Below are 23592 nucleotides of genomic sequence, written 5' to 3' on the forward strand. Positions count from 1 at the left end.
ATGAACGCAAACCGATTGCATATCCATGTTCCCCCGCTTTTGCTCCTTCTCGTTGCCGATCCTTTAACACACCAGTCTTTCCCGGAAAAGGGGTTTACATCACGTTTCCGTCCAGTATCTTTGCCGCCCGCAGTTCCTGCAGGAGCTCGTCCTCGGTGAAGGGTTTCTTGATAAAGCACTTGGCCCTGTTTTTATACAGGGAAATGTTGATGTTATCCAAATCGGCATGGGCCGAGACCATGACCAGGTTGAATCGCTGCCTCTCCGGGATGCGGCTCTTTTCCTCGGCCTCATGGAACAGCTCCACGATGTCATGGCCTTTGAATCCCGGCATCTCGATGTCCATGAACACCGTATGAAACGGTTCCCGCCGAAGATGCTGGGTGAACAGCTTCAAGGCCTCGGCAGTGCTGGTGGCGGAAAAGCACCGGGCATACCGGGCCAGGTAGAATGTCAGGATATGGCACATGGCCAGGTCGTCGTCGACAATCAGAAACTTCATGGCCCCTCCTTTCTCGATGGCTCCGGCTCCCTCGCAAACCGACCTCATCCCGGCCGGTATTCGATCTTCACCTGCCCCCGGGCCTGGCACAATTTTTCCAGGGAGACCCGGGCGCCCGCCATGTCCATTTCCCGCGCCGCAGTTTCCAGGTCAAGGCTTAAGGCCGACAGGCCGGACAGGCCGTAGGTGGCGGCCGTCCCCTTGATCGTATGCCCGATGCGGCGCAGGCCGTCCCAGTCCCGAGCCCCGAACCTGGCCCGGGCCTCGTCCAACTGCCTGTCCACTGACTGAAAGAACACGGGCAGCAGGGGCTTGAGCACCTCGGGAACATGCTCCACGAGCCCCGGCCCGGCCTCGGCCGGGGGGACGGGCGGCCTTTCGCCCGGCGCGTCTGGCGCGCCCGGCACGTCGGCCGCGCCCGGCACGTCGGTCGCGTCGGGCAAAACCGGGACGGCCTTAAGCCCGAGCTCCGCAAAAAGGTCGCGCCGCGTCAGCGGTTTGGCTAAAAATCCGTCGCACCCGGCAGCCAGGCATCTAGCCCGGAACTCGGGCAGGGCGTGGGCCGTCAAGGCCTGGATGCGCGACCGCGGGCGGCCCGTCTCGCGCTCCAGGGCCCGGATCGCCCGGGTGGCCTCAAGGCCGCCCATCCCGGGCATCTCGATATCCATGAGCACCACATCGAAGGGTTGCGCCCGAAACAGGGCCACGGCCTCCTCGCCCGTTGCGGCAAAGGCCAGCGCCACGGGGGCGTCCTGCAGATACAGGCGCAACACTTCCTGGTTTGCAGCCACATCCTCGGCCACCAGAACCCGCACGGGCATATGGCTGGTCAACGGCGCCCGGGGGTCGGCCGGGCTGGCTGCGGCCTCGGCTGGCGGCGGGCAGCAGGGCAGGGGCAGCTCGACAAAAAAGGTCGTACCACGGCCCTCCTCGCTCTCAAGCCAGATCTTCCCGTCCATGGCCTGCACCAGCCTTTGCGAAATGGTCAGCCCGAGCCCCGAGCCGCCGTACCGGGTGTGAACCGTGGGATCGGCCTGGGTGAACTTGTCGAAAACCGCCTGCTGCCTGTCCTTGGCGATGCCCTCGCCCGTGTCCGTAACGCGAAACAGCACGCGGCCTGCGTCCTGGGCATCGGCCGACACGCTGATGCAGACGTCTCCGGAGGGGGTGAATTTGACCGCGTTGGAGGCCAGGTTCACGAGAATCTGTTTGATCCTGATAACATCTCCCCGCCGCCAGCCCCACACCCCGGGGTCGAGCCGCACCTCGAAGACCAGGCCTTTTTTCTCGGCCGCCGGACGGACGATGGCGGCCACATCGCGCAGCATGTCGCCCAGCGCAAACGGCTCCAGATCAATGTCCAGTTTTCCCGACTCAATCTTGGAGAAATCGAGAATATCGCTGATGAGTTCCAGCAGTTGCCCGCCGGAGGCGGCCAGGTTGGAGACGTACCGCTTTTGGCGGGGGGCCAGGTCCGTTTCTCCGAGCAGCTCGGTCATGCCCAGGACGGTGTTTAAGGGCGTGCGAATCTCGTGGCTCATGTTGGCCAGAAAATCCGACTTGGCCCGGCTGGCCTCCTCTGCCTGCTCCTTGGCCGCAAGCAGCACTGTTTGGGCCTCGACACGATCCGTCACGTCGTTGATCATCCCTTCGAGATAGGCTGTGCTGCCGTCCGCCGCCGCCACCCCGGTGCCATGATCCTCCATCCAGCGCCACTGCCCGTCCTTGCGCCGGATGCGATATTCCAGCCGGTAGGGCGTGTTGGACGCCACCGCCTGGGCGGCCTGGGTGCGCACGCCCGCCACGTCGTCGGGATGTAGAAGGTCCAGGAAGCAGACAAAGCCTTCCAGGAAATCCTCCGCAGGATATCCCGTCAGGCGTCGCGCATACCCGTTGAGATAGAGCATGGTGAACTGGTCGTCGTTTTTCACGAGGTACACCATGCCGGGCATGCTCTCGGCCAGGGCCCGGAACTTTTCCTCGCTGCTGCGCAGGGAGTCGGTGGCCTCCTCCCGCTGGCGTATCTCCAGGGTGAGCCGCTCGTTGGCGCGCCGCAGGTTGCCCGTTCGCTCCGACACCCGGGCCTCCAACGTGAGTGCGGCGTTTTCCAGGGCCCGGATGTGCATGGCCCGCTCCAGGACGAGTTGGCCCAGTTCCTCCAGGTGGCTTTCCAGCCGCCCCAAAAGCCCCCGGAAGGCGTCGCTCAACCGGCCGACCTCGTCGGTTCGCCCTTCCGAAAGCATGGCCAGGGTCTCGTGGCCGCGCTGATCCAGCACGAACTCCCGCTCGGGCAGCCCTGTGATCAGTTCCATAAGCTTGAGGACGGGCCGGGTGAACCGCCGCAGGAAGTACAGCAGGGTGGCGATGCTCAACAGAGCCGCCACCAGGATGATCTCCAGAAGCTCCCGGGTCAGGCCGGTGGCGGCGGCAGACAGATCCTCCTCCTTGAGGCTGTAGCAGATGTACCAGTCAAAGGGCTTGAAATATTGGGCAAAAACGATTTCCTGGCTTGGCGGCTCATGATTTCCGGGGGGCGGCCAGGCAAAGGAAAACGGGACGCCGGGGGTTTGCGCGGCCGCCTTCAGGCGGGGTATGAGGCTCGCGGCCAGGGAACTGTCCAGCGGCCCCCGGGGAAGCGAGGGATGCATGAGGATTTCCCCGTCGCCGCGCACCAGAAAAAGAGAGCCCGAGCCCGGAAGGTCTGTCTCCTGCATGGTCCGGGTCACATCCCTGAGAATGGCCTCGCGTTTGGAGGCCACGATATCCTCCAGGCTGTCGATGGGTTCGGTCCTGGCGATAACCCATCCCCAGGCCGGGAAGGCGGAAGAGATGGCCAATTGCTTGCGCGTGGGCCCGCCGGGGGAGGTCGGCCAGGAAATGACCGCATAATTCTCACGGGCGTTGTCCAGCCGCTCGATCATGCTGGCAAAGGCATCCCCGCCACGGATGTTGCGAAATCCCGTCAGCGGCTTGCCGATCATGGCCCGGTCGGCCTGGGACAAACTGACCGCGTCCTTGTCGAAGACGATGACATCCCGCTGGGGCGTTCTGTGGCTGTCGATCCACTCCAAGGCCTGACGCTTGGCGTGCTCCTCGGTGATCCTGCCTTCCTGGGACATGCGCGACAGGACGTCGAGGCGGGCCAGGACCGTGGCGTTCTCCTGTTGCAGGAGTTCCCGGCGCTTGACGATGAACTCCACCTCGAAATCCACAAGCTGGCTGTATTGATTCTGAATGTTCTGGGCGACCAGACGCAGGATATTGACGGCTGAATTTTTTTGCGTCGCATAGCTGGTCTCGACGATGCTCCTCCAGGATGTGGCGGCGATCCCCGTCGCCATGACCGCGATGGTGGCGATGATCACAAAGATGATTTTCGCCGAGAATTTATGGAACATGGTTTGCGCTGTGCCTTTGACCGTCTATTTTCCAGCCGAATCCGGCTGTTCGCGATAGTCCTCAATGACGCTCAGCGTTTCCTGGGCGTCGCTTATGATGTCCACGGGAAGGTGGAATCCGATGCGCTTGGCCACCGCGATGTTGACCCGCACGTCCTGGGGGTCGAGCAGGATTTGGCTGATGTCCCGTGGCCGCTCGCCCCGCAGTATCCGGGCCATGGTCTCGGCGTAGAAATCCCCGGCATAGCGAAAGTCCGGCTGGGCCATGCTCATCATGGCCCCGGCATTGACCTCGTAGAGGGTTCCCATGGCGAAGGTGGGAATGTTGCGGGCGAAAAGCGGCTCCAGGAGTCGGCCGATGCTTTTCATGTTCAGGCCGCGATGGATGGTCAGGTAGACGGCGTCCACCTTGGCGGCCAACTCCTCATGGCAGGCCAGGACGGCCCCCTCGGCCTCCGCCTGGGTCACGCCGGAAAACGGCGCCTCGCAGGTCACCAGTTCGAAACCGAGTTCCCGGGCCACAGGCCCGATCTGGTCCATGCCCGCATAGCTGATCCCTTCCCGGGAATTCTCATAGACCACGCCCAGCCTTTTGAACCCCACGATCCTGTGGAACAGCCGGACCTGCCGGGCGTACCGGGTGGGATCGACCCGGGCATGCACATGGTCGTGTCCGGAATCCTCGGCGCTTTGGACAATCCCCGAAAACAGGGCGTTTGACGTCGAGCAGACCAGCACCGGGATATCGTGTTCGTCCGTGGCCAGATCCTGCCCGGCCCAGGTTCCCAGGGCCAGGACCAGATCCAGGTCACGCCGGGTCGTGGCCCGGTTCATGAAATCGGCCCGCCGGGCCTGGCGCAGATCGTCTTTCCACTGCGCCGTCCAGAAGGCGTCCGCCACGAACTCCAGATAGTCGCTGTCCGCCCGGGTCAGACAGGTCCAGACCGATTCGGAATCCCTGGCCGTGGCCAGGCATTCCCCGATGGACGGCTTGATCCATCCCAGTTCAGCCAAACGCCCCACCAGGGCCTTGGTGACAGGGGCATAGTCGTTGTATTCGCCGCCCTGGTAAAAACCGATGCGCCACTTTCCCTCGCCGTTTTTATGTACCGGCTGATAATTCTGCTGGGCAAAGGCGAACGGCGGCAATGCCAGACACAGCACAAAGAGAGAAAAGACGGGCGAAATCCTGCACAATTTCATTTCTGCTTCTCCATGCATTCCGAAGGACCGGCAACATTCATCCAACATCGTCACGTTCATTGCCTCTGATACGCCAAGAATGCCGCAAGGCATAGCCTACGAAGAAAAAAGAAGCAGAAAAGAACTCCAGCGCCCATCTGGCTGGTGTCTTTCCTGGCGATACGGGATTTGATGTCTCGCCGACGCATACGCGCCGTACAAAATCGAAGAAGGATCGCAAACAAAGAAGACGCGTCCGCCTTGGCGAACGAATCGACGCGGAAGAACATACCCGCGCGGCCGATGCGGCCGCCGCTACGGCATATGAAAAAAACTCAGGCTGCCTGGCGTTTGACCGAGGCCACGAGCGTGGGCACGTCGAGGATCAGCGACATGGACCCGTCGCCGTTGATGGTGGCCCCGGAGATGCCCTCCACGCTGCCGATGTAGTTGCCCAGGCTCTTGATCACCGTCTGCTGCTGTCCCACCACCTCGTCCACGGCCAATCCGGCCCGCTCCCCTTCGTGCCGGGTGACCACCACCTGTTCGATGGCCGGGGCGTCGCCCGGCAGCCCGAACACCTCCCGCAGCCGGATGTAGGGCACGATCTCCCCGCGCAGATGGATGGTCCGGTTGCGTCCCGACAGGCTTGCCGTCTGCCGCGACAGCTCCACGCATTCCTCCACCAGGGACAGGGGGATGATGTAGTGCTCCCCGCCGGATCTGACCTGCAATCCGTCGATGATGGCCAGGGTCAGCGGCAGCTTGATGATGATGCGGCTGCCCGCGCCCGGATCGCTTTGGATGTCGATCTTGCCGCGCAGGGAATCGATGCCCCGCTTGACCACGTCCATGCCCACGCCCCGGCCGGAGACGTTGGTCACCTTTTCGGCCGTGGAGAAGCCGGGCAGAAAGATCAGATTAAAGATCTCGGCGTCGGTCATCCGGGCATCGGAGGGAATCAAGCCCTTTTCCACGGCCTTGGCCCGGATCTTCTCCGGATTCATGCCCCGGCCGTCGTCAATGATGTGGATGAGCACCTCCCCGCCCGCATGCTCGGCGGACAGGGTGATCTTCCCCACGGGCGGCTTGCCGCACTCCATGCGTTCCCGGGGCGGTTCGATGCCGTGGTCGATGCTGTTGCGCAACAGATGCACCAGGGGATCGCCGAGCTGCTCGATGACCGTCTTGTCCAACTCCGTCTCGCCGCCCTCGGTGACCAGCTCGATCTGCTTCTGCATGTCCGAGGACAGATCGCGCACCAGCCGCCGGAAGCGGCTGAAGGTGGTGCCGATGGGCAGCATGCGGATACCCAGGGTGTTGTCCCGCAGTTCGTTGGAGAGCCGCTCGATCTCCTCGGCCACGCCGGTCAAGGCCGGATGGCGGATGTCCCCGGCCAGTTGGCTCAGGCGGGCCTGGGCGATGACCAGCTCCCCCACCAGGTTGACCAGTTCGTCGAGCTTGACGGCGTCCACCCGCAGGCTGTGGACCGCCTCCTTGGGGGCCGCCTTGCGCACGGCCTTGGCGGCCTCGGGGGCCACGGGCTCCTCGGGGGGCACGGGGGCCACGGGAATTGACGCGCCGCTCTCCCGGGAGACGGCCGGGGCCGCCGTCGGCGCAGCCTGCGACGCCCCAGGGCCGTCCGGGGCCGGTTCGGCCAAGACCTCGGGCGCATCCCCGGCGGCCGTCGCGGCAGGGGCCTGCCAGGCGTCGGAAAGCTCCCATTCCTCGACGGCCTCTATCGTGGCCTCGGAACTGTCGTCGAGGAAAAGAAATACGTCCCGCAGGGCGTTCTCGCCCTTGTCCGTGGTCACCAGGACGGTGAACCGGGCCGGGCAGACGGCAGGGTCGAAATCGGGGAGCAGGGGGGCCTCGGCCAGATCCGCCTCCACCCGGCACTCCCCCAGGCCCCGCAGTTCGTCCAGGATGGCCAGGACGCCCTCCGTCCGCCTGGGGGCGAAGCGGATGCGGAACGTGGCGGCGGCCGGGGCGGTCGGCGCCTCGGGCGCGACAACGCCCGGGGCGGCCGGGGCGGCCGTCTGCGACCCGGTAAGATTGGTGGTGCGCAACAGATCGCGAAAGGCCTGCAAAAGGGCCTCGTCCTTTTCGGCGGCCGGGTCCGCGCCCTCGGCCAGCATGGCCGCAAACCGGTCCCTGGCCGAAAACGCCAGGTCCATAAGGGCCTTGTCCACATCCCGCCAGCCGCCGCGCACATGGTCGAACACCGATTCCACGGCATGGGCCAGGGCCACGGCGTCGTCCACGCCGAACATGTCGCAGGCCCCCTTGAGGGTATGCACCCCCCGGAAGATGCGATTGATCAGTTCCGCGTCGTGCGGGGCCTTCTCCAATTCGAGAAGCGCGGTGTCGAGTTCGGCCAGGGTTTCCCCCACCTCTTCCATGAACAGGTCTCGCATTCCGTTTTCCAGGGCCATCCGCGTTCCTCCGGGGGAGTTTCTCCCCCTTTTCCAGGCTTTCCCGACCGCTTCTCAGGCAACGCCAAAAAGATCGCCGCCCACACCTGCCTCGGCCAGGGCCCTGAGCGTAAATCCGGCCCGGGCGGCCTGGGCGGCGACCCCGGCGGGAACCCCGTCCGCATGGGACAGGGAGAGGCCCCGGGCGGCGAAGGTCCGGGCCGCGCTGACCAGGGCCAAAAGGCCGTCCAGGCCGGGTTCGGCCTGGGGGGGGAAATCCAGCCTGACCGCAAGCCCCCGGGACAGGCAGATCGTCAGGGCCTGGGCCAGGTCCGCCCCGGTCAGTTCGACGGCCCCGGCCGCGCCGACCGCGTCTGGGGCGACGGCCAGCCGGGTGTGGTCCGGCGCACGGGAAAGCCGCAACGCGCCGACGCGCTCCCCGGGGTCGGCCGTCTCAGCGGAGGCCGCCGCCTCAGCCGCCGGGACATGGAACGCGGTCGGCGGCGCGGCATCCGGGGGCGCGGCAGCGGCCGGGGGCGCGGCAGCGGCCGGGGCCTCCCCGGCCAAAAGGGAGGCCACGTCCACGGGGGTGATGCGGCGTTCGTCCAGGGCAAAGAGGTAGCTGACCACATCGGGTTCGACGATGGTGGAAAAAAGGACGTACAGGGGGATGCTGTTGGTCGGCGGGGCGTCCAGGTCGCCCACGGCGGCCAGATCCATGCGGCAGTCCAGGATCAGCCCGCTGGCCTCCATGGCCGAAAAGATGTCCAGGGGGGTCTTTTTCCGGGCATGCACGTCGTGGATGAGGTCGTATTCCACGAGATAGAGCATCCGGCCGCCCCTGACGGCCTGATCCAGGCTCAGGCGATCCTCGGTGAAAAGCACCCGGCCGCCCGGCAGGGCGATGTCCACGGTCCTGGCCAGATCGTCCTTTTTCTCCTCGGGCAGATGCTCCACGGCCAGGTCCGACAGCATGGCCAAAAGCCCGGAGATGTCCTCGGCGTCGCCCGCCGGGCCCATCTCCACCAGGCTGCGCAGACGGTCGAAACCGCCAAGCAGGATGCTTATGACCCGGGTGTCCGGGGCGATCTCGCGGCTGCGGATCATGTGCAGCACGTTTTCCAGCTTGTGCCCGAGATCCCGGGTGTTTTGCAGATTGAGGAACCCGGCCCCGCCCTTGATGGAATGGGCGGCCCGGAAGACCTTGTTCACCAGTTCTTCGTCGATGTCCGCCCCGTCCCGCTCCATGTCCATGAGGCAGGATTCGATGTCTCCCAGGTGTTCGCGGGTATCCTCCACGAACATGGCCATGATTTCGTCGTCCATGCTCTCCATGCCTGTCTCCCGGGCGTCGTCAGCCTTCCAGAATGAAATGTTTGTCCAGGCGCATGGTCCGCAAAAGCCCCAGGATGTCGGGGCAGGCGTGGGCGATGCGCAGTTTGCCCCCGGCCTTGCCCAGGGTGTTGTGGGTGGCGATGAGCAGCCCCAGCCCCACGGAGTCGATCATCGCCACCCCGGACAGGTCCACGGTCAGGGACGCGGTCCCGGGCGCCAGGGCCTCCTTCCACTGCACGCGAAACCCCTCCACGGTGGAGGCCACGATATCCCGGCCCGGACGCAGCACCACGGCGGCGGGCCCGTTTCCCATGTCGTTCATTTCGTCTTCCCCGCTTCGTCTGGACACCGGGGCGTCCCGCAGGACTCCCCGCCCCTTTTTTTGACCAACCTGACCACGTTCCCGGCCGCGTTGTATTCCATCACGTCCGCATAGGCCTCCATGATGCAGACCCCCCGGCCGCTCTCCGCGTCGAGGGGGGGGATGCGGCCGCATCTGGCCCTCCAGTCGAACCCCGGCCCGGTGTCGGACACGGTGCATTCCACCGTATCGCCCACGAAACGCACCGTACAGGACACCTCGTGCCCCCCGCCGCCCGGGCCGCCATGCAGCACGGCGTTGATCAGGGCCTCGCGCACGATGAGCTTGATGTCGAAAAGCGGCCAGGCGCCGTCCTGGGACACGAACGCTTCGATCTCGGCCACGGCTCGGTCGATGTTGCGCGGCTTGGCCGTGAAAACCACATGCAGGCCGCCCTGGTCGATATGCGATGCGTACGCCACGCCCCCCTCCTTGTTGCCTTGCCCCGCCGCGCTCTCCGCGTCGGCCATCCCGATCCGGCCCAGGCCATTCCGTGCGTCGCCCGCCTCCCGCATCCTAAACTTCAAATCCCAAGAGCACCATGTCGTCGTCAGGCATACGCCCTGCGCCATTGAGCCGCCGGGAGGCCTCCAAAACGGCCGCCGACATGGGCAGGTTCCGGGTCTCCTGGCAGGCCAGGGCCAGGGCCTCGATCCCCCGATCCCGGGGGCGGGCCTCCCCCCTGAATCGCTCCACCAGACCGTCGGTGTACAAAAAAATCCGATCCCCGGCTTCGACCTTGCGCTCCAGGATGCCGAGCTGGACATGGTCGAACACCCCCAGGATGTCGCCCTCCACGTCAAGCAGGCTGGTCTGCCCGGCGGCTGTGACCAGGATGGGCGGCGGATGCCCGGCGTTGACCAGGGTCAACTTGCCCCGGGTGCGGTTGAGGGCGGCCAGCGCCGCCGTCAGATGCTTGCCGTCCTTTAAAAGGCCGGTGAGCACGGCGTTGATGTTTTTCAGGGTTTCCTGCGGGGTGTACAGGGGCCCGGAATTCTGGCGCAACAGGGCCTTGAGCGAGGAGGTGACGAAGGAGGCCCCCAGGTCATGGCCGGAGATGTCGGCCACGAAATAGCCCATGGCCCGCTCGGTCAGGGGAAACACGTCGTAGAAGTCGCCGCCCGCCTCCAGGACCGGCACGTAGCGCACCGCGAACCGGGCCTCGGGAATCTCCCCGGGATCGGCCAGGATGGCCTGCTGGGCCTCGCGGATCTGGGACAGCTTGTCCGTCTGCTCCTTGAGCATGGCCGCATGGCCCCGCCGCAGGCGGATGTGCAGCTTGACCCGGGCCAGCACCTCCTCCTTGGCGAAGGGCTTGGCGATGTAGTCCACCGCCCCCATCTTGAGCCCCCGCACCTTGTTGTCCACGTCGCCCAGGCCCGAAATGAAGATGATGGGCGTCTCCGCCACAGCCGGATCGGCCAGGAGCCGCTCGCAGGTGGTGAAGCCGTCCTCGCCGGGCATGACGATATCCAAAATGATCAGATCCGGACGGACCTTCGAGGCCAAGGCCCGGGCCTCGGGGCCGGATGCGGCGCGCCAGGTCTCGAAACCGGCGTCTCGCAGCATCCATTCCAGGGTCATGATATTGACCACCTCGTCGTCCACGATGAGGATGGAAGGCGTTTCGTTCATGTGGCGGCGCGAATTGCGTCGGCCGGGCGGCCCGACCGGCGTCGGTTAGAGTCTGGTTTGATCTGTTGATGATCCGGCCGCATGACCCTAGCATCCCCGCCGGGCATTCTCCACTCAAAAAAACCGCCGTCCGCCCTGCGCCAGACATTGCGGACGACGGCAAATCCCAGTATGGTCGCCTCCCCCGAGGACATTGCGCCGAACACGAACGCGCCGGGAGAAACCCCGTGGCGGCCTTCCCCAGCCGCCTCCCCGAAAGGTGAGCCACCCCATGGACTATAAAGCCAAAATCAAGGAACTCTTGCGCACCAAAAGGCAGGAGTTGTCCGTTTTGGCCATCTGGGTGGTGAGCCTTCTGCCCGGGCTGATCGTCTCCATCCGCAAGGGCGACCCCCTCTACGCCTCCCTGCTGGTCATAGTCATCCAATTTCTGGCCTCGTTTGGGTCCATCACCCTGTTCGGGGTCATCGCCCAACTGGTGTGCTACAAATACATCGAGTCCGTGGAGGTCCACGACCGGATGATGGACGGCCTGTTCTACGGCTTCCACGCCGGAATCGTGATCTGGATTCTCTATGCCTTCTTCCACATCCTTTTCGGACGCAAGATCATCGGCGACGTCAACGAACTGGTGGCCTTTTTCGGGGTCGCCTGCATCGCCAGCTGCGTCATCGGCATCCTGTGCGGCTTCCTGTTCGGGAAATACCGCGACCGCAAAAACACCATCATCTAGCTCCGCGCCCCGCCCCCTGCCGTTTCAAGAAAAATCACGCGCGCGCCGCGTTTTCCCGGCTGTCCCTTTGCGCGCCCATGCCGCACCTTCGTACCGCACAAACGACACGCGTCTTTGTGCCGGGCCGACACCGTGGGCCGACGCCCTACGTCCCTGGAAGGAGGGGGGAACGGGATCAGGCAGGCGCGGTCCTTGCCGTCGCCCTCCCAAGGCCCGGCGGCCGGGGAAAATGGTCCCTGCGGAGGCGACGGGAAAGGGCGGGCTTCGCTGTTTTTATGAAGAATCAGGCAAACTTGGCTTCGTCGGGCATAAACACGGACAAGACGGCCTCCACCTGGCGGTCCACCTTGTCCACGGCCTGGCCCAGGGCGCTGACGGGCACGCCCAGGACGGCAAAGGCATCGGGAGAAAGGGGCGGCACGTAATATTCCCCGCTCGACCCCAGGCGCAGGGCGTTGACCACCACGTCGGCCACATGGACGATGGCCGTGTCCGGGGTCCAGCCCCGGCGTCCCGGCCCGTGATGATGCCCCACGGCCAGGGCCAGGGTCTCGGGAAAGCGCCATTCGGCCAAAAGGGCCTGACCCAGGGCGGCATGGTCGAAACCGAAGACCCGCACCTCGGCCGGGCGTAGCAGATTTTTTTCCCGCCGGGCCAGGGCCAGGGCTTGGCCGGAAAATTCCGGCAGATTGCGGTACATGACCAGCCGCCCCACGTCGTGCAAAAGCCCGGCCACAAACAGGCGCTCCCCGCTGTCCGGGGCGCAGGCGGCGCATCCGGCCAGGGCCGAGGCCGCCAGACCGCAGGCCACGCTATGCTTCCACACGGATTTGACGTCCGTGAGTCCCGGGGGCAGATCGCGGAACAGCGAGACCACGGAGATGCCCAGGGCCAGGGTGGTGAGCTGGCGGCTGCCCACGATGGTCACGGCCCGGGAAAGGGTGTCCACCTTGGTGGGGAAGCCGTAGAAGGCGCTGTTGACCAGACGCAAAAGCCTCGCCGACAGGCTTTGGTCCATGCCGATGACCCGGGCGGCCTCCTGGGCCGTGCTCACGGGATTGTTCAAAACCTCGCAGATGCGGGCGAACACGTCGGGCAGCGACACCAGGGACGGATCGGCGGCGATGACGTCCTGGATGGAAGGCGGCGTCCGCCGGGCCTGGGCGTCCTGCGGATCGGCCACGGCTGGCGGGCGCGGCGGCGGATCGGGGAAGGCGGTCTTTTGGCGCACCATGGCCCGGGCCACCCGGGGCACGCACAATTTGGCGAGTTCGGCCAGGGCCGGTTGCCGCCCTCCGGCCAGGGCGAAGCGGGAGCGGACATGGTCCCGGGCGGCCTCCAGGACCAGCGGGTCCATGGGCGGCTCGGCGGGCGGCTCGGCGGCCGCAGGCTCCTCAGCCGCCCCTTCGACCGACACCGAGACCACGTGGTGGGTGGTGAAGAACGCGGCATGCCTGCCGGTGACCACCGTCCCCCGGGCGGCCACCAGGGCCCCGTCCGGACGTCGGACATCCTCGGCCAGCACCATGCCTGGCGTGAGTTTTTCAATGGGAATTTGTCTGGACATGGGCTCGGACGCGAAGCCTCCCTTTTCCCGGCCAGGAACCGACCCGACCGTCTGCCTTCGCCTTCCAATCTTGTGGTATGGGATGGCCGGGACGGCCTGTCAAGAGCCTTGTCGGCTGCGGGCAGGGTTAGAGACGGGGCCGGGGCGGGGCATGGCGGCCATTTAAACCGTCGCCGCCCACGAAATGCTGTTTCGGGCAGACGCATACAAAATCCGCATCCCGTGATATGCACCATTTGATTTCATGGCATGACCAATGTTACGGTGCGCTCACCAGGTCATGCGTATACAAAAATGCGTACCAAACCTGTTGCAATGACACTCTTCCGGCAACCTGCAGGTGTCAATTGCACGGCATCGGAAGGGACGACGGATCACTTGACAGGGGCATGGAGTTTTTTCATGCTGCCTGGCATCGTCTCCCGCAAGGCCTTCCGGCAACCCCTCCCGTGGGGCGTCCCCGCGCCGGGGCTGTTTTGGATTTTCCGTCATCCCGTTTCCGTACGACGCCCCTGCGGCGTCCAGCCGCCTGGAGGCGTCTTGGGCAACATCCTCATCATCGACGACGATCTCGACATCCGCGACGCCCTGACCCGGGTGGTCACCCGCCTGGGGCATGAGGCCAGGACGGCCGCCACCCTGGACGAGGGCTGCCGTCTGGCCCGGGCCGGGGATGTGGATGTGGTGTTCCTGGACGTACGCATGCCCGACGGCAACGGCCTGGACGCCATCGCGGACATCCGGAAATCCGCCTCGGCCCCGGAGGTCATCGTCATCACCGGCTGGGGCGAGGCCGACGGCGCCGAGCTGGCCATGCGCCAGGGAGCCTGGGACTACATTGAAAAGCCCCCCTCGGTGCGCACCATGACCGCGCCGCTTTTGCGGGCCATGGAATACCGCCAGGGCGGGGGGACGCTCCCGGCCGCGACGTTCCGCTTCGACGGCATCACCGGGAAAAGCGCCCGTCGCGCCGCCTGCCTGGAATTGGCGGCCAAGGCCGCCGTGGGCGAGGTCAACGTGCTGTTGACCGGCCAGACCGGAACGGGCAAGGAGCTGTTCGCCCGGGCCATCCACGCCAACTCCCCCCGGACGGACCAGCCCTTTGTGGTCGTGGATTGCGCCGCCCTGCCCGCGACCATCGTGGAGAGCGTGCTCTTCGGCAATGAAAAGGGAGCCTACACCGGCGCGGACACCCGGCGCGACGGGTTGATCCTCCAGGCCCACGGCGGCACCCTGTTTCTGGACGAGGTCGGCGAACTGCCGCTCTCGGCCCAAAAGGCCTTTTTACGGGTGCTCCAGGAGCGACGGTTTCGCCCGGTGGGGGGACGCGAGGAAAAAAACTGCGACTTCCGGCTGGTGGCGGCCACGAACCAGGATCTCGAGGCCATGTCCCGCCAGGGGCTCTTCCGCCAGGATCTGCTGTTCCGGCTCCAGGGCATCGGCATCGACCTGCCGCCGCTTCGGGACAACGTGGACGACGTGCCGCTTTTTGCCGGTCATTTCCTGGACCAGGCCCGTCTGCGCCGGGGCCTGCCCGAAAAAATCCTCTCCGACGAATTCCTGGCCGCCCTAAGCGCCTACCCCTGGCCCGGCAACATCCGCGAGGTGTGCAACACCATGGAGGGGGTTCTGGCCCTGGCCCGGGACGACCAGGTGCTGCACCCCGTCCATCTGCCCCTGCATATCCGGGTGCACGCCGTGCGTTCCAAGGTGGAGGAATCCGAGGCCGCGCGCCAGGTCGGCAATGGCGCCCGCCCCGCTGCGCCCTTTGCCGCATCCGGGGGCGGCGCGGTCGCCCCCCCGGCCGCCGCCCCGGAGTCGGGACAGGCCCTGCCGGGTGATCCGACGGCCCCCCTGCCGCCCATCAAGGACTTTCGCGACCAGCACGAGGCCGACTATCTGCGCCTGCTTTTGACCCGCCATGCCGGGAACATGCGCAAAATCCTGTCCGTTTCCGGCCTTTCCCGGTCCCGTCTGTACGCCCTGCTCAAAAAACACGGCCTGTCTCCGGAACGCCTGTGATCACGCCCTGCTAAAGAACGCCCCTGCGGACGCCGATAGGAAAGACATGTCCGGCAAAGGCCGTTCCCGGCCGGTCGGCGGAGGTCGACGTGCGTTCACTCCTGGTGGCAGGCATCCTCATCATCGCTGTGTTCGCCTATCTGGCGGCGTCCTCGCGGCTCGACGCCCCGGCGGCCCAACACCCGGGCGTGACCAGGTATGAGGCTATGGCGGAATACGTCCGGTCCCTGGAGGCGGCGCGGCGCAACCTCCTGGTCTCGGCCAAGCTCAAGTCCGCAGGCTCCTCTTCCCGAAAGGTCTCCTCGTCGCGCGGCGGGCGCGGGGCCTACGCCCGGGGGTATCGGGACGGCTTTGACGAAGGCTACGCCACAGGCGCCTTCCTCTCGGCCTCGACCCGCCCCAACCCTCTTTTCTTCCCCATTCCCACCTTGCAGTAAGGCGCCCCCGCCCAGACGGACGGACGCGCCGGGACAGACCGGCGCGGGACAGGCGGCCGGACATGGCCTTTTGCCCCTCTCCCTGGAAACGAAAAAACGCCCCCCTCGCGTCGGCGGGGGAGGCGTTGCTGGTCCGATCCGGGCGGACGACGGGGTCGGCCGGGGTTTGGAGCCCGTCAGGAGGCGGGGCGTTGCGCGACGAGCTTGTCGGCCACGGCCAAAACGGCCATGACGTAGAGATTGCTGTGGTTGTAGCTGTAGATGGCGGCCCGGCGTTCTTCCTCGCTCTGGCCTTCCCGCCAGCCGTGGCCGCGCAGGTAGTTGGCCACGCTGTGGATGGCGTCGGCCTCGGCGAAAAGGTCCACGCTGCCGTCGTTGTCGGCATCCACCCCGAATTTCAGGGCGTTGGAGGGCATGAACTGGCAGATGCCGATGGCCCCGTAGATGGACCCCGGGATGGCCAGGGGGGAGATCTTCTTGGCTGCGGCATAGGCCAAAAGGGCCTTGAGTTCCGCGTAGGCCCAGTCCCCCTTGTCCTTGGCGGCCTGGGCGGCGAAGGCCGTGCGGTCGGGAGAATTCTTCAGGTTTTTCAGGCGGGGGCGCACCAGCTCGAAATCGCTGCACAGGGCCATGCTGGCCAGCACCCCAAAGGCCTCCCGGTCCCCCAGATAGCTGCCAAGCTTGGTCTCCACCAAAAGGATGGCCGCCACCACCTCGGCCGGCACCCCGTAGGCCCTTTCCGCCGAAACGAAGAGGGCCCGGTTCTCGGCCATGTAGCGCCCGGCCTTGCTGATCGTCCAGGGATCGAGAAACCGGCGGTAGTTGCTTTTTTCCAGGCTGCGACGGGTCACGGTCACCGGCTCGAAGCGGTTTTTGACCATGGAGTCGACCTTTTTGGCCATGATGGAGGGGTCGAAGACCACGCCGGGCGAGGCGAACAGGGCGCCTGTCGCCGCACGGTCCACGCCGTCCGCCGCAAGCCGGGCCAGCAGGGGCTCCCACACGGTTTCCGGTCCGGCGAGGCTCACCTGGGCCACGACGGACAAAAGCAAAACCGCAGCGAAAAGACTCGCCGCGATCCGGCCAGCCGGGGAACCGGCGCGAACCCGCCGGGAAGAAACGTCCGGTGTCGTGCTCATGATCTATTCCTATTATGCCTTGATGGCCGCTCTGTCCATGGTGCGGATCGAGGCTTCCCCGGACGTCGCCTGGTCCCAAAAGGGCGTGAGTTCGCGGCGCAGGGCCGCAACGGCCTCCCGGGCCCCGGCCTGCGATCCGCCGACGGCCTGTTCCTCAACCTGCCTGGCCAGCCCGGCCAGCTCCTCAAGCCCCAGATTGCGCAGCATGCCCTTCACGGCATGGGCCGCATCGGCCAAGGGAACCGGGTCATCCCCGGCCAGAGCCCGTTGCAGGTCGTCCACGGCCTGGGCCAGGGCCACCCGCCCAAGGCTCACGATCTCCTCGATCTCCTTTTCCGGAAACCCCAGGGTCCGGCGCAAGTAGGCCCGGGCTGTCGCCTCGGCATGGTTCATGGCGCGGTCCCGCCTTTCCCGGCGGCCACGGCGGTAAGCACCTTCTCCAGGTCGGGGATGCGGTAGGGCTTGGCGAAAAAGTAGTCCATGCCTGCCTCGCGGCACAATCTGGCGTCCTCCTCCATGGCCTGGGCGGTGAGCGCCGCAATGGGGACGGTGATTTTCGCCCGGCGCAGCCGACGGGCCACAGATGCGCCGTCCAGCCCCGGCATGCGCAGATCCAAAAAGAGCACATCCAGGGGCCGGTTCGTGGCCGCCTGCTCCAGGACCGTCTCCACGGCCCCCTCGCCGTCTGCGGCGAAGACGATATCGGTCACGCCGAGCTTGTTCAGGATCTTTTCCAACAAAAACCGGTTGAAATCGTTGTCCTCGGCGACCAGCGCCCGCAACCGGGAAAACTCCGGGCGGGGCGTGGGCATGTCCGGTTCGCCCGGTTCCGGGGCGCTCCAGGGGGATTCGGCCCGGGCGGCGGGGGACGGCGTGCATAGGGGCAGGTCGAAATAAAAGACGCTTCCCCGGCCGGGGGCGGTCGCCAGGAACAGGCCCGGGGCCCCGAGCAGCATGGCCAGGCGCTTGGAGATGGACAGACCGAGCCCGGTGCCGCCATGCCGCCGGGTGACGGAGCCGTCGGCCTGATAGAACGGCTCGAAGACATGGGGGGCGGAGGCGTCCGGGATGCCGGGCCCGGTATCCGTGACCTGGAACCGGACGCGGCCCCGGCCGGGGGCGCGCCTGGCGGCCAGGGAAACCTGGCCGGTGTCGGTGAATTTGACGGCGTTGGACAGGAGGTTGAGCAGGATCTGGCGCAGACGGTGGGCATCGGTCTCCAGGACCAGAGGCAGGTCCGGGTCCACATGAAAGTCGATGGCCAGGCCCTTGGCCGTGGCCTGGGGGGCCAGAAGCTGGACGGCGTCGGCCAGGAGCCGGGCCACATCCACGGGGCCGGTCATGATTTCCATCCGTCCGGCCTCGATCTTGGAGATGTCCAGGATGTCGTTGACGATGGCCAGCAGGGCGTCGCCCGTGGCCTGCATGGTCTCCACGTATTCGTGCTGCTCGGGGGTCAGGGCGGTCTGGGCCAGAAGCTGGGGGATGCCGATGAGGGCGTTGAGGGGCGTCCGGATCTCGTGGCTCATGTTGGCCAGAAACATGCTTTTCATGCGGCTGGCCTGCTCGGCCTTGGCCCTGGCCTGGACGATCTCGGAGATGTCCACGAAGGACTCGATGGCCCCCACGGGTTCGCCCCGGGAATCTCGCAGGGGGGCGGCGCTTCGCATGATGGTGAGGGTTTGTCCCGTGGCGGTCCGGATGCGGCCCTGGTGCTTGGGCAGGGCCGGGAGGGGCGTCTCCCCGCCGTCGCTGAGCAGTTCGTCCCGGGGGCGTCCCAGGGCCTGCTCCCGGGTGTATCCGGTGATGGCCGTGAATTCGTCGTTTATGGTGGTCACCAGGCCGTCCTGGTTGACGATGCAGATGGCCGCCCCGGCAATGGTCAACACCTGCTCCAGAAAGGCCCGCTCCCGCTCCACCGACCGTCTGGCCTCCACCAGGGGGGTGACGTCGATGACCGAGACGATGACCCCGAAAAAGCCGCCCTCCCCCTTCCCGGCCCCGAGCACGGGCTGGATGCGGATGGCCACGTCGGCCGCGCCCAGCCGCTGGTTGACCGCCGTCGGCGTGGTCAGCGCCCCCTTCTGGAAAAGCTCGAAAAAGGCGCTGGTCTGGCAGTCCGCCGTGTCCAGGCCCAAAACCGACATGTCCCTGTCCAGGACCGCCTCCGCTGGCAATCCGAGAAAATCGAGAAACCGGCGGTTGATCTCCCGCACGATCCCCTGGGCGTCCACATAGGCGATGCGCTCGTCCAGGGCCTCCAGCATGGAGGTCAGCCGGGCCAGGCGCTCGGCCGCACTCCGGGAGGGCTGGGCATCCGGAGAATCCGGGGAATCCGGGGCCACGGGGGTTACGGACGGGGGAAGGGCCGACGAACCGGCCGCAGCAGCCGCCGCCTCATGGGCGTGGCCCGGGGAAGAAGACGATGGCTGATCCCTGTCGAGGGTCTCAGGCCGATCCTTGTCGCGCCGCTTCATGGAACGTCCTTAATCGCTCCCCGTAGGGAGGATGGCCGAAAAAGGCCGACCCGGAGACCAGGATGTCGGCTCCGGCGGCCACAAGCGCGGGCGTGTTTTCCGGGGTGACCCCGCCGTCCACCTGGATGTGGGTGGACAGGCCCCGGGCGTTGATCATGGCCCGCAGGTCGCGGACCTTGTCCAGACAGAAGGGGATGAAGGACTGGCCCCCGAAACCGGGGTTGACGCTCATGATGAGCACCATGAAAAGCTGGGGCAGAAGATATTCCACGGCCGACAGGGGCGTGGCCGGATTGAGGGCCACGGCGGGCCTGGCCCCAAGGCGGGCGATCTCGGCGCAGGCCCTCTCCAGGTGGACCGTGGATTCGGCATGGACGCAGATGAGATCGGCCCCGGCGTCGCGAAATTCGGCCAGATAGCGTTCGGGGCGTTCGATCATCAGGTGGGTGTCGAAAAACAGGCGGCTTTTCTGGCGCAGACGCTTGATGATGGGCGGGCCGAAGGTGATGTTGGGCACGAAATGGCCGTCCATAACATCGAGATGGGCCCAGGCCACACCGGCGTCTTCCAGGTCGGCCAGCTCGCCCGCGAACCGCCCGAAATCGGCGGACAACAGCGACGGCGACAGGATAAAAGATTCGTTCATGATCTGAACTCCCTACCTCTTCCTCTATGCTTTTTGCGCCGGGTCCACAATCCCCCGGGGAACCGTCCCGGGGCAGCCCCGTCCGGGTGCGGCGGCGACCAGGGCGTCGGCTTGTATTGGGCCGGGCGCGGCCGGACGCCAGAGAAAAAACATGCCGCCCGCCCTGGCGACGCTACTGGGGCTGGTAGCCCTTAAGCCGCATGCACTTGTCCACCAGGGAGTCGATGCGCTCCCGCCGCTCGTCGCTGTCCACCACCGAGGCCGTGGCCTTCTCGGCCTCGTATTCGCACTCCATGTGCTCACGTTCCGTTTCGTTCTTCGATTTGTCGGCGCTTTCATAATACGTCTTGCCGCCGCAGCCGGAGGTAAAAACCATGGCGAGAAACGCGGCAAACAAAATATTTTTCATTCCCTTCCCCTTGTGCAAGAGGCCGCCTGCCCGGTTGCACCCCGCCATCCGGCGGGATGCGTCGTGCCCTCGAAATCGGCGAACCCGAACGTTGAAGTCAGCGAGGTGCAATACGCATTTTTTCATAAAAATACGGGCGTCTTGTTTCAGGGACGCCGCGTTAGTGCCCCGTCAATTTGTACTTTTTGAGCTTGTACTGCAACAGGCTCTTGGAAAGCCCCAGCATCTCGGCGGCCTTGACCTGCACGAAGTTGGACCGGGCCAGGGCCCGGCGCACCAGGGCCAGCTCGATCTTCTCCAGGGTCTCGTTGAGGTTGATGCGCACCGGCAAAAGATCCACGGCGCTTTTGTACTGCGATTCCTCGTCCTTGATCTCCAGCGGCAGATCCTCCACGCCGATGACCTCGCCCGAGGACAGCACCACGCAGCGTTCGATGACGTTTTGCAACTGGCGCACGTTGCCCGGCCATTCGTAGGCCGTGAGGTAGTCGATGGCCTCGGGGGAAAAGCCCTTGAAGGGCTTGTTGTTTTCCGCCGCATAGCGTTCCAGGAAGTGGGCCGCCAGGATGGGGATGTCCTCCCGGCGCTCGCGCAGGGGGGGCATGTCCAGGCGCACCACGTTTAGGCGGTAGAACAGATCCTCGCGAAACTCCCCGGCGGCCACCGCATCCTCCAGATTCTTGTTGGTGGCGGCCAGCACCCGGATGTCCACCTCGATGGATTCGCCCCCGCCCACCCGTTCGATCTTGCGCTCCTGGAGCACGCGCAACAGCTTGACCTGGAGGTCCGCCGAAAGCTCCCCGATTTCGTCCAAAAAGATCGTGCCCCCGTGGGCCATCTCGAAGCGGCCCCGCTTGCGGGCCACGGCCCCGGTGAACGACCCCTTCTCATGTCCGAAAAGCTCGCTCTCCAGCACCCCGGAGCTTAGGGCCATGCAGTTGACCGACACGAACGCCCCGGCCTTGCGCGGCGAGGCGTAGTGGATGGCCTTGGCGATGAGCTCCTTGCCCGTACCCGACTCGCCGGTGATAAGCACCGTGCTTTTGGACGGCGCGGCCTTGGTCACCAGTTCCAGCACCCGGGTCATGGCCTTGCCCCGGCCGATGATCTGGTGCTGGGAATAGCGGTCCTCCAGGCTTTGGCGCAGCATGATGTTTTCGCGCTGGGCCGCGGCGAAGCGGGCCGCCTTGTCCACGGTCAAAAGCAGCTCGTCGTTGGCGAAGGGCTTGGCGATGTAGTCGAAGGCCCCGTAGCGCATGGCCTCAACCGCCCCTTCGATGCTGCCGAAGGCGGTCATGATGATCACCGGCACATGGGCGTAGTTTTTCTTGACGAATTCCAGCACTTGCTGCCCGGTGACCTTGGGCATCTTCATGTCCGTGATCACCACGTCCACCTCGGACTCCTCCAGGTAGGCCAGCCCCGTCTCCGGATCGTCCAGGGGGGTCACGGCATAGCCCGCGTCCGTGAGCATGGCGTCGAGGATCAGCAGGTAGTTTTTTTCGTCGTCGAGAATCAGTATCTGGCTCGGCATGTCATCCGTCTCCTTGTCCCTGCCAAGGTCCATATCCTCCGGGGTGTTTTTTTTCAAATCCTCACTTAGAGCCCCCCCGCTTCGCGGGCAGAAAAATCAGACGACCCGCATGGATCATACGGGTTTGGGTTGTCAACACCAGGCAAACGCCATGACGCGGCGGTCGGCAATTCGGGATGAACGGGAAGGGAAATGGGACGCGGCGCAGGCATCCGAAAAAGCATGCCGCAGGCGCAGGCGGCAGCCCCCACGGCGCTTCTTGCAGGACGCCGCATTCCTGATTACGGCGTTGGGGTAATTTGAAAAAGACGCTCCAATGGGCGTGCAGGCTGCCTGCTGAAAAATGCCAAGAGCCCGACAGGCCTGCCACAGAGCGCCGCACCACCGGGGCCTCTCCTTATGAGGTCGTTTAGCCCGAATTGTGTCCGAAGACTAGCCTGCTACGATACTTCAACACGGACCAGGGGCCGCACTTCACCAGCCAGGAGTTCAGCCAGGCCCGGCAGGCGATTGGAAACTGGGTCCGTTTTTACAATGAGCAGCGACCGCATACGGTTTTTGACGGTCGTCGTCGGCCCATGGACGTATTCAAAGAAGGCCAATCGGCCTCGAAGGCGGCATGAGCAGCAACCGGACGAGAGCTTAACCTCGCCGCAAAACTGTCCAACCATCCGGAGCCGCCCCAGTCCGGGGGGCGTGCCGTTTCGCCCGGCAGTTTGGCCGCCGCTGGCGACGCAAAGCCCCGGCTTCGAAAAAACCGGGGCCGTGTCATCGGTCTGGAGGGGACCGCGCGGCCCCCTCCGTTCGCCATGGACGCGCCGGGCTCCTGACCTGGTCCATGCCGGGAATAGCGTCTCAGGGCGACCGCGTTCGATCTAGGCGGTGCTCGTGGCCTCCACCACCTGCCCGGTTTGATCGTACATCATCCCGCACCGCAGATCGAAATGCCTGTTGACGCTCATGGTCGGACAACCGCAGTTCAGAGCCACCTTGGTCACCGTGGACCCCAGGAAGGCCTTTTCCGGGTCCGTCTCCTTGGAGTGGTGGGCCATGATGACCAGATCGGCCTTCTTTTTCTGGGCGACATCAAGGATTTCCATGGGGGGGTCGCCGACGGCGCATTCAAACGAGCAGTCCTTGAGGCCTTCGAGCCTGGCGCCGTATTCGCCTTGCAGCCGGGTGCGCGTCTTCTCGATCTGGTCCCGGATGTCCGAGGGATAAATCTTGCTGGATTCCAACACGTTGAGAATCGTCAGCCCGGCCTTGTAATGCCTGGCCAGCTGCCCGGCGTAGGCCACCGCGCAGCCCGCCTGCTCGGAGAGGTCCGTGGCGGCCACAATGTTCTTAAAATCCCCGTCCCCCGGCGTCTCCCTGGTCACGATCATCACCGGGCAACGGGCCCGCTGGCTGACCCTCTCCAGGGTGCTTCCGGCCATGCCCCACATCTTGGAACGCTTTTCCGCATGTTCCTTGGTGTGCGGCCCCATGATGATCAAATCCGCATTCTTCTTCCGGGCCACCCGCAGAATTTCATTGTGCGAAATGCCCGCCACCACGATGACCTCGCAGTTGGGCATCTTGCACAGACGTTCCTTGTAATATTCCTTCATGTTTTCACGGATGCGGTCGACGACGCCCGAGGTCTCGAGATGCTCCATGGCGCCCCAACCCTGTTCCATGCCGCAGACATGGAGCAGATACAGTTTGGATTCAAAACGGCTGGCGAAGCTGAAGGCCTTTTCAGCGGCATTTTCGCAAATGGATGATGGCGTTACGGCCAGTACGATGTCCTTGAACATGA

20 protein-coding genes are annotated in these 23592 nt (G+C 65.4%); 4 read left to right on the top strand and 16 right to left on the bottom strand.

The features are described 5' to 3' along the window. Window positions 1-94: 94 nt before the first annotated feature. The 8 genes from GD606_RS11745 to GD606_RS11780 form a co-directional block, all read right to left on the bottom strand. Window positions 95-502, bottom strand: coding sequence for a response regulator (locus GD606_RS11745; protein ID WP_163300531.1), 408 nt, complete (start codon window positions 500-502; stop codon window positions 95-97). A gap of 44 nt (window positions 503-546) precedes the next feature. Further along, window positions 547-3900 carry an ATP-binding protein gene (locus GD606_RS11750; RefSeq protein WP_163300532.1) on the bottom strand — a complete coding sequence of 1118 codons (3354 nt, stop codon included), beginning with the start codon at window positions 3898-3900 and terminating at the stop codon, window positions 547-549. A gap of 24 nt (window positions 3901-3924) precedes the next feature. Beyond that, the gene (locus tag GD606_RS11755) at window positions 3925-5103 is read right to left on the bottom strand and encodes an ABC transporter substrate-binding protein (protein ID WP_163300533.1); all 1179 of its coding nucleotides are present in this window, start codon (window positions 5101-5103) and stop codon (window positions 3925-3927) included. Window positions 5104-5417: 314 nt separating this feature from the next. Further along, on the bottom strand, window positions 5418-7499 hold the full coding sequence (locus GD606_RS11760; RefSeq protein WP_246298764.1) for a chemotaxis protein CheA: 2082 nt from the start codon (window positions 7497-7499) through the stop codon (window positions 5418-5420). A gap of 72 nt (window positions 7500-7571) precedes the next feature. Then, window positions 7572-8822 (bottom strand): Hpt domain-containing protein, encoded by a 1251-nt coding sequence (locus tag GD606_RS11765; RefSeq protein WP_246298765.1) that lies wholly within the window; start codon window positions 8820-8822, stop codon window positions 7572-7574. Window positions 8823-8850: 28 nt separating this feature from the next. Beyond that, entirely contained in the window at window positions 8851-9153 is a 303-nt protein-coding gene (locus tag GD606_RS11770; protein WP_163300536.1) for an STAS domain-containing protein, read from the bottom strand. Next, a complete protein-coding gene (locus GD606_RS11775) occupies window positions 9150-9614 on the bottom strand; it encodes an ATP-binding protein (protein ID WP_163300537.1) in 465 nt (154 codons plus the stop codon). The genes GD606_RS11770 and GD606_RS11775 overlap by 4 nt, the downstream gene beginning before the upstream one ends. 94 nt (window positions 9615-9708) lie before the next feature. Continuing rightward, window positions 9709-10827, bottom strand: a complete 1119-nt coding sequence (locus tag GD606_RS11780; protein ID WP_163300538.1) for a PP2C family protein-serine/threonine phosphatase — start codon at window positions 10825-10827, stop codon at window positions 9709-9711. 271 nt (window positions 10828-11098) lie between these two features. On the opposite strand from GD606_RS11780, the gene GD606_RS11785 reads away from it, so the two are divergent. Beyond that, a complete protein-coding gene (locus GD606_RS11785) occupies window positions 11099-11560 on the top strand; it encodes a hypothetical protein (RefSeq protein ID WP_163300539.1) in 462 nt (153 codons plus the stop codon). 283 nt (window positions 11561-11843) lie between these two features. Here the strand turns inward: GD606_RS11785 and GD606_RS11790 are convergent, their stop codons facing one another. Further along, window positions 11844-13127 (bottom strand): HDOD domain-containing protein, encoded by a 1284-nt coding sequence (locus GD606_RS11790; protein ID WP_163300540.1) that lies wholly within the window; start codon window positions 13125-13127, stop codon window positions 11844-11846. A gap of 540 nt (window positions 13128-13667) precedes the next feature. Here GD606_RS11790 and GD606_RS11795 point away from each other — a divergent pair. After that, window positions 13668-15149 (top strand): sigma-54-dependent transcriptional regulator, encoded by a 1482-nt coding sequence (locus tag GD606_RS11795; protein WP_163300541.1) that lies wholly within the window; start codon window positions 13668-13670, stop codon window positions 15147-15149. 89 nt (window positions 15150-15238) lie between these two features. Then, entirely contained in the window at window positions 15239-15586 is a 348-nt protein-coding gene (locus tag GD606_RS11800) for a hypothetical protein (protein ID WP_163300542.1), read from the top strand. A 176-nt stretch (window positions 15587-15762) separates the two neighbouring features. Here the strand turns inward: GD606_RS11800 and GD606_RS11805 are convergent, their stop codons facing one another. The 6 genes from GD606_RS11805 to GD606_RS11830 form a co-directional block, all read right to left on the bottom strand. Further along, window positions 15763-16725, bottom strand: coding sequence for a lytic murein transglycosylase (locus GD606_RS11805; protein ID WP_163300543.1), 963 nt, complete (start codon window positions 16723-16725; stop codon window positions 15763-15765). A 12-nt stretch (window positions 16726-16737) separates the two neighbouring features. Then, a complete protein-coding gene (locus tag GD606_RS11810) occupies window positions 16738-17118 on the bottom strand; it encodes an Hpt domain-containing protein (RefSeq protein ID WP_163300544.1) in 381 nt (126 codons plus the stop codon). Beyond that, window positions 17115-19202: a hybrid sensor histidine kinase/response regulator gene (locus tag GD606_RS11815; protein WP_163300545.1), complete on the bottom strand. Its 2088-nt coding sequence runs from the start codon at window positions 19200-19202 to the stop codon at window positions 17115-17117. Before GD606_RS11815 ends, GD606_RS11810 begins: the two co-directional genes overlap by 4 nt. Continuing rightward, window positions 19174-19848 carry a ribulose-phosphate 3-epimerase gene (gene rpe, locus GD606_RS11820; RefSeq protein ID WP_163300546.1) on the bottom strand — a complete coding sequence of 225 codons (675 nt, stop codon included), beginning with the start codon at window positions 19846-19848 and terminating at the stop codon, window positions 19174-19176. The genes GD606_RS11815 and rpe overlap by 29 nt, the downstream gene beginning before the upstream one ends. A 172-nt stretch (window positions 19849-20020) precedes the next feature. Beyond that, window positions 20021-20257 (bottom strand): hypothetical protein, encoded by a 237-nt coding sequence (locus GD606_RS11825; RefSeq protein ID WP_163300547.1) that lies wholly within the window; start codon window positions 20255-20257, stop codon window positions 20021-20023. Window positions 20258-20417: 160 nt separating this feature from the next. Next, complete coding sequence (locus GD606_RS11830) at window positions 20418-21791, bottom strand: sigma-54-dependent transcriptional regulator (RefSeq protein WP_163300548.1); 1374 nt, start codon at window positions 21789-21791, stop codon at window positions 20418-20420. Between the two features lie 419 nt (window positions 21792-22210). Here GD606_RS11830 and GD606_RS20940 point away from each other — a divergent pair, with 419 nt between their 5' ends. Next, on the top strand, window positions 22211-22414 hold the full coding sequence (locus tag GD606_RS20940; protein ID WP_163300549.1) for an integrase core domain-containing protein: 204 nt from the start codon (window positions 22211-22213) through the stop codon (window positions 22412-22414). 252 nt (window positions 22415-22666) lie between these two features. On the opposite strand, the gene GD606_RS11840 is transcribed toward GD606_RS20940, so the two are convergent. Then, window positions 22667-23590: a universal stress protein gene (locus tag GD606_RS11840; protein ID WP_163300550.1), complete on the bottom strand. Its 924-nt coding sequence runs from the start codon at window positions 23588-23590 to the stop codon at window positions 22667-22669. Window positions 23591-23592 lie beyond the last annotated feature (2 nt).

The organism is Desulfolutivibrio sulfodismutans DSM 3696 (assembly GCF_013376455.1).
Classification (GTDB): domain Bacteria; phylum Desulfobacterota; class Desulfovibrionia; order Desulfovibrionales; family Desulfovibrionaceae; genus Desulfolutivibrio; species Desulfolutivibrio sulfodismutans.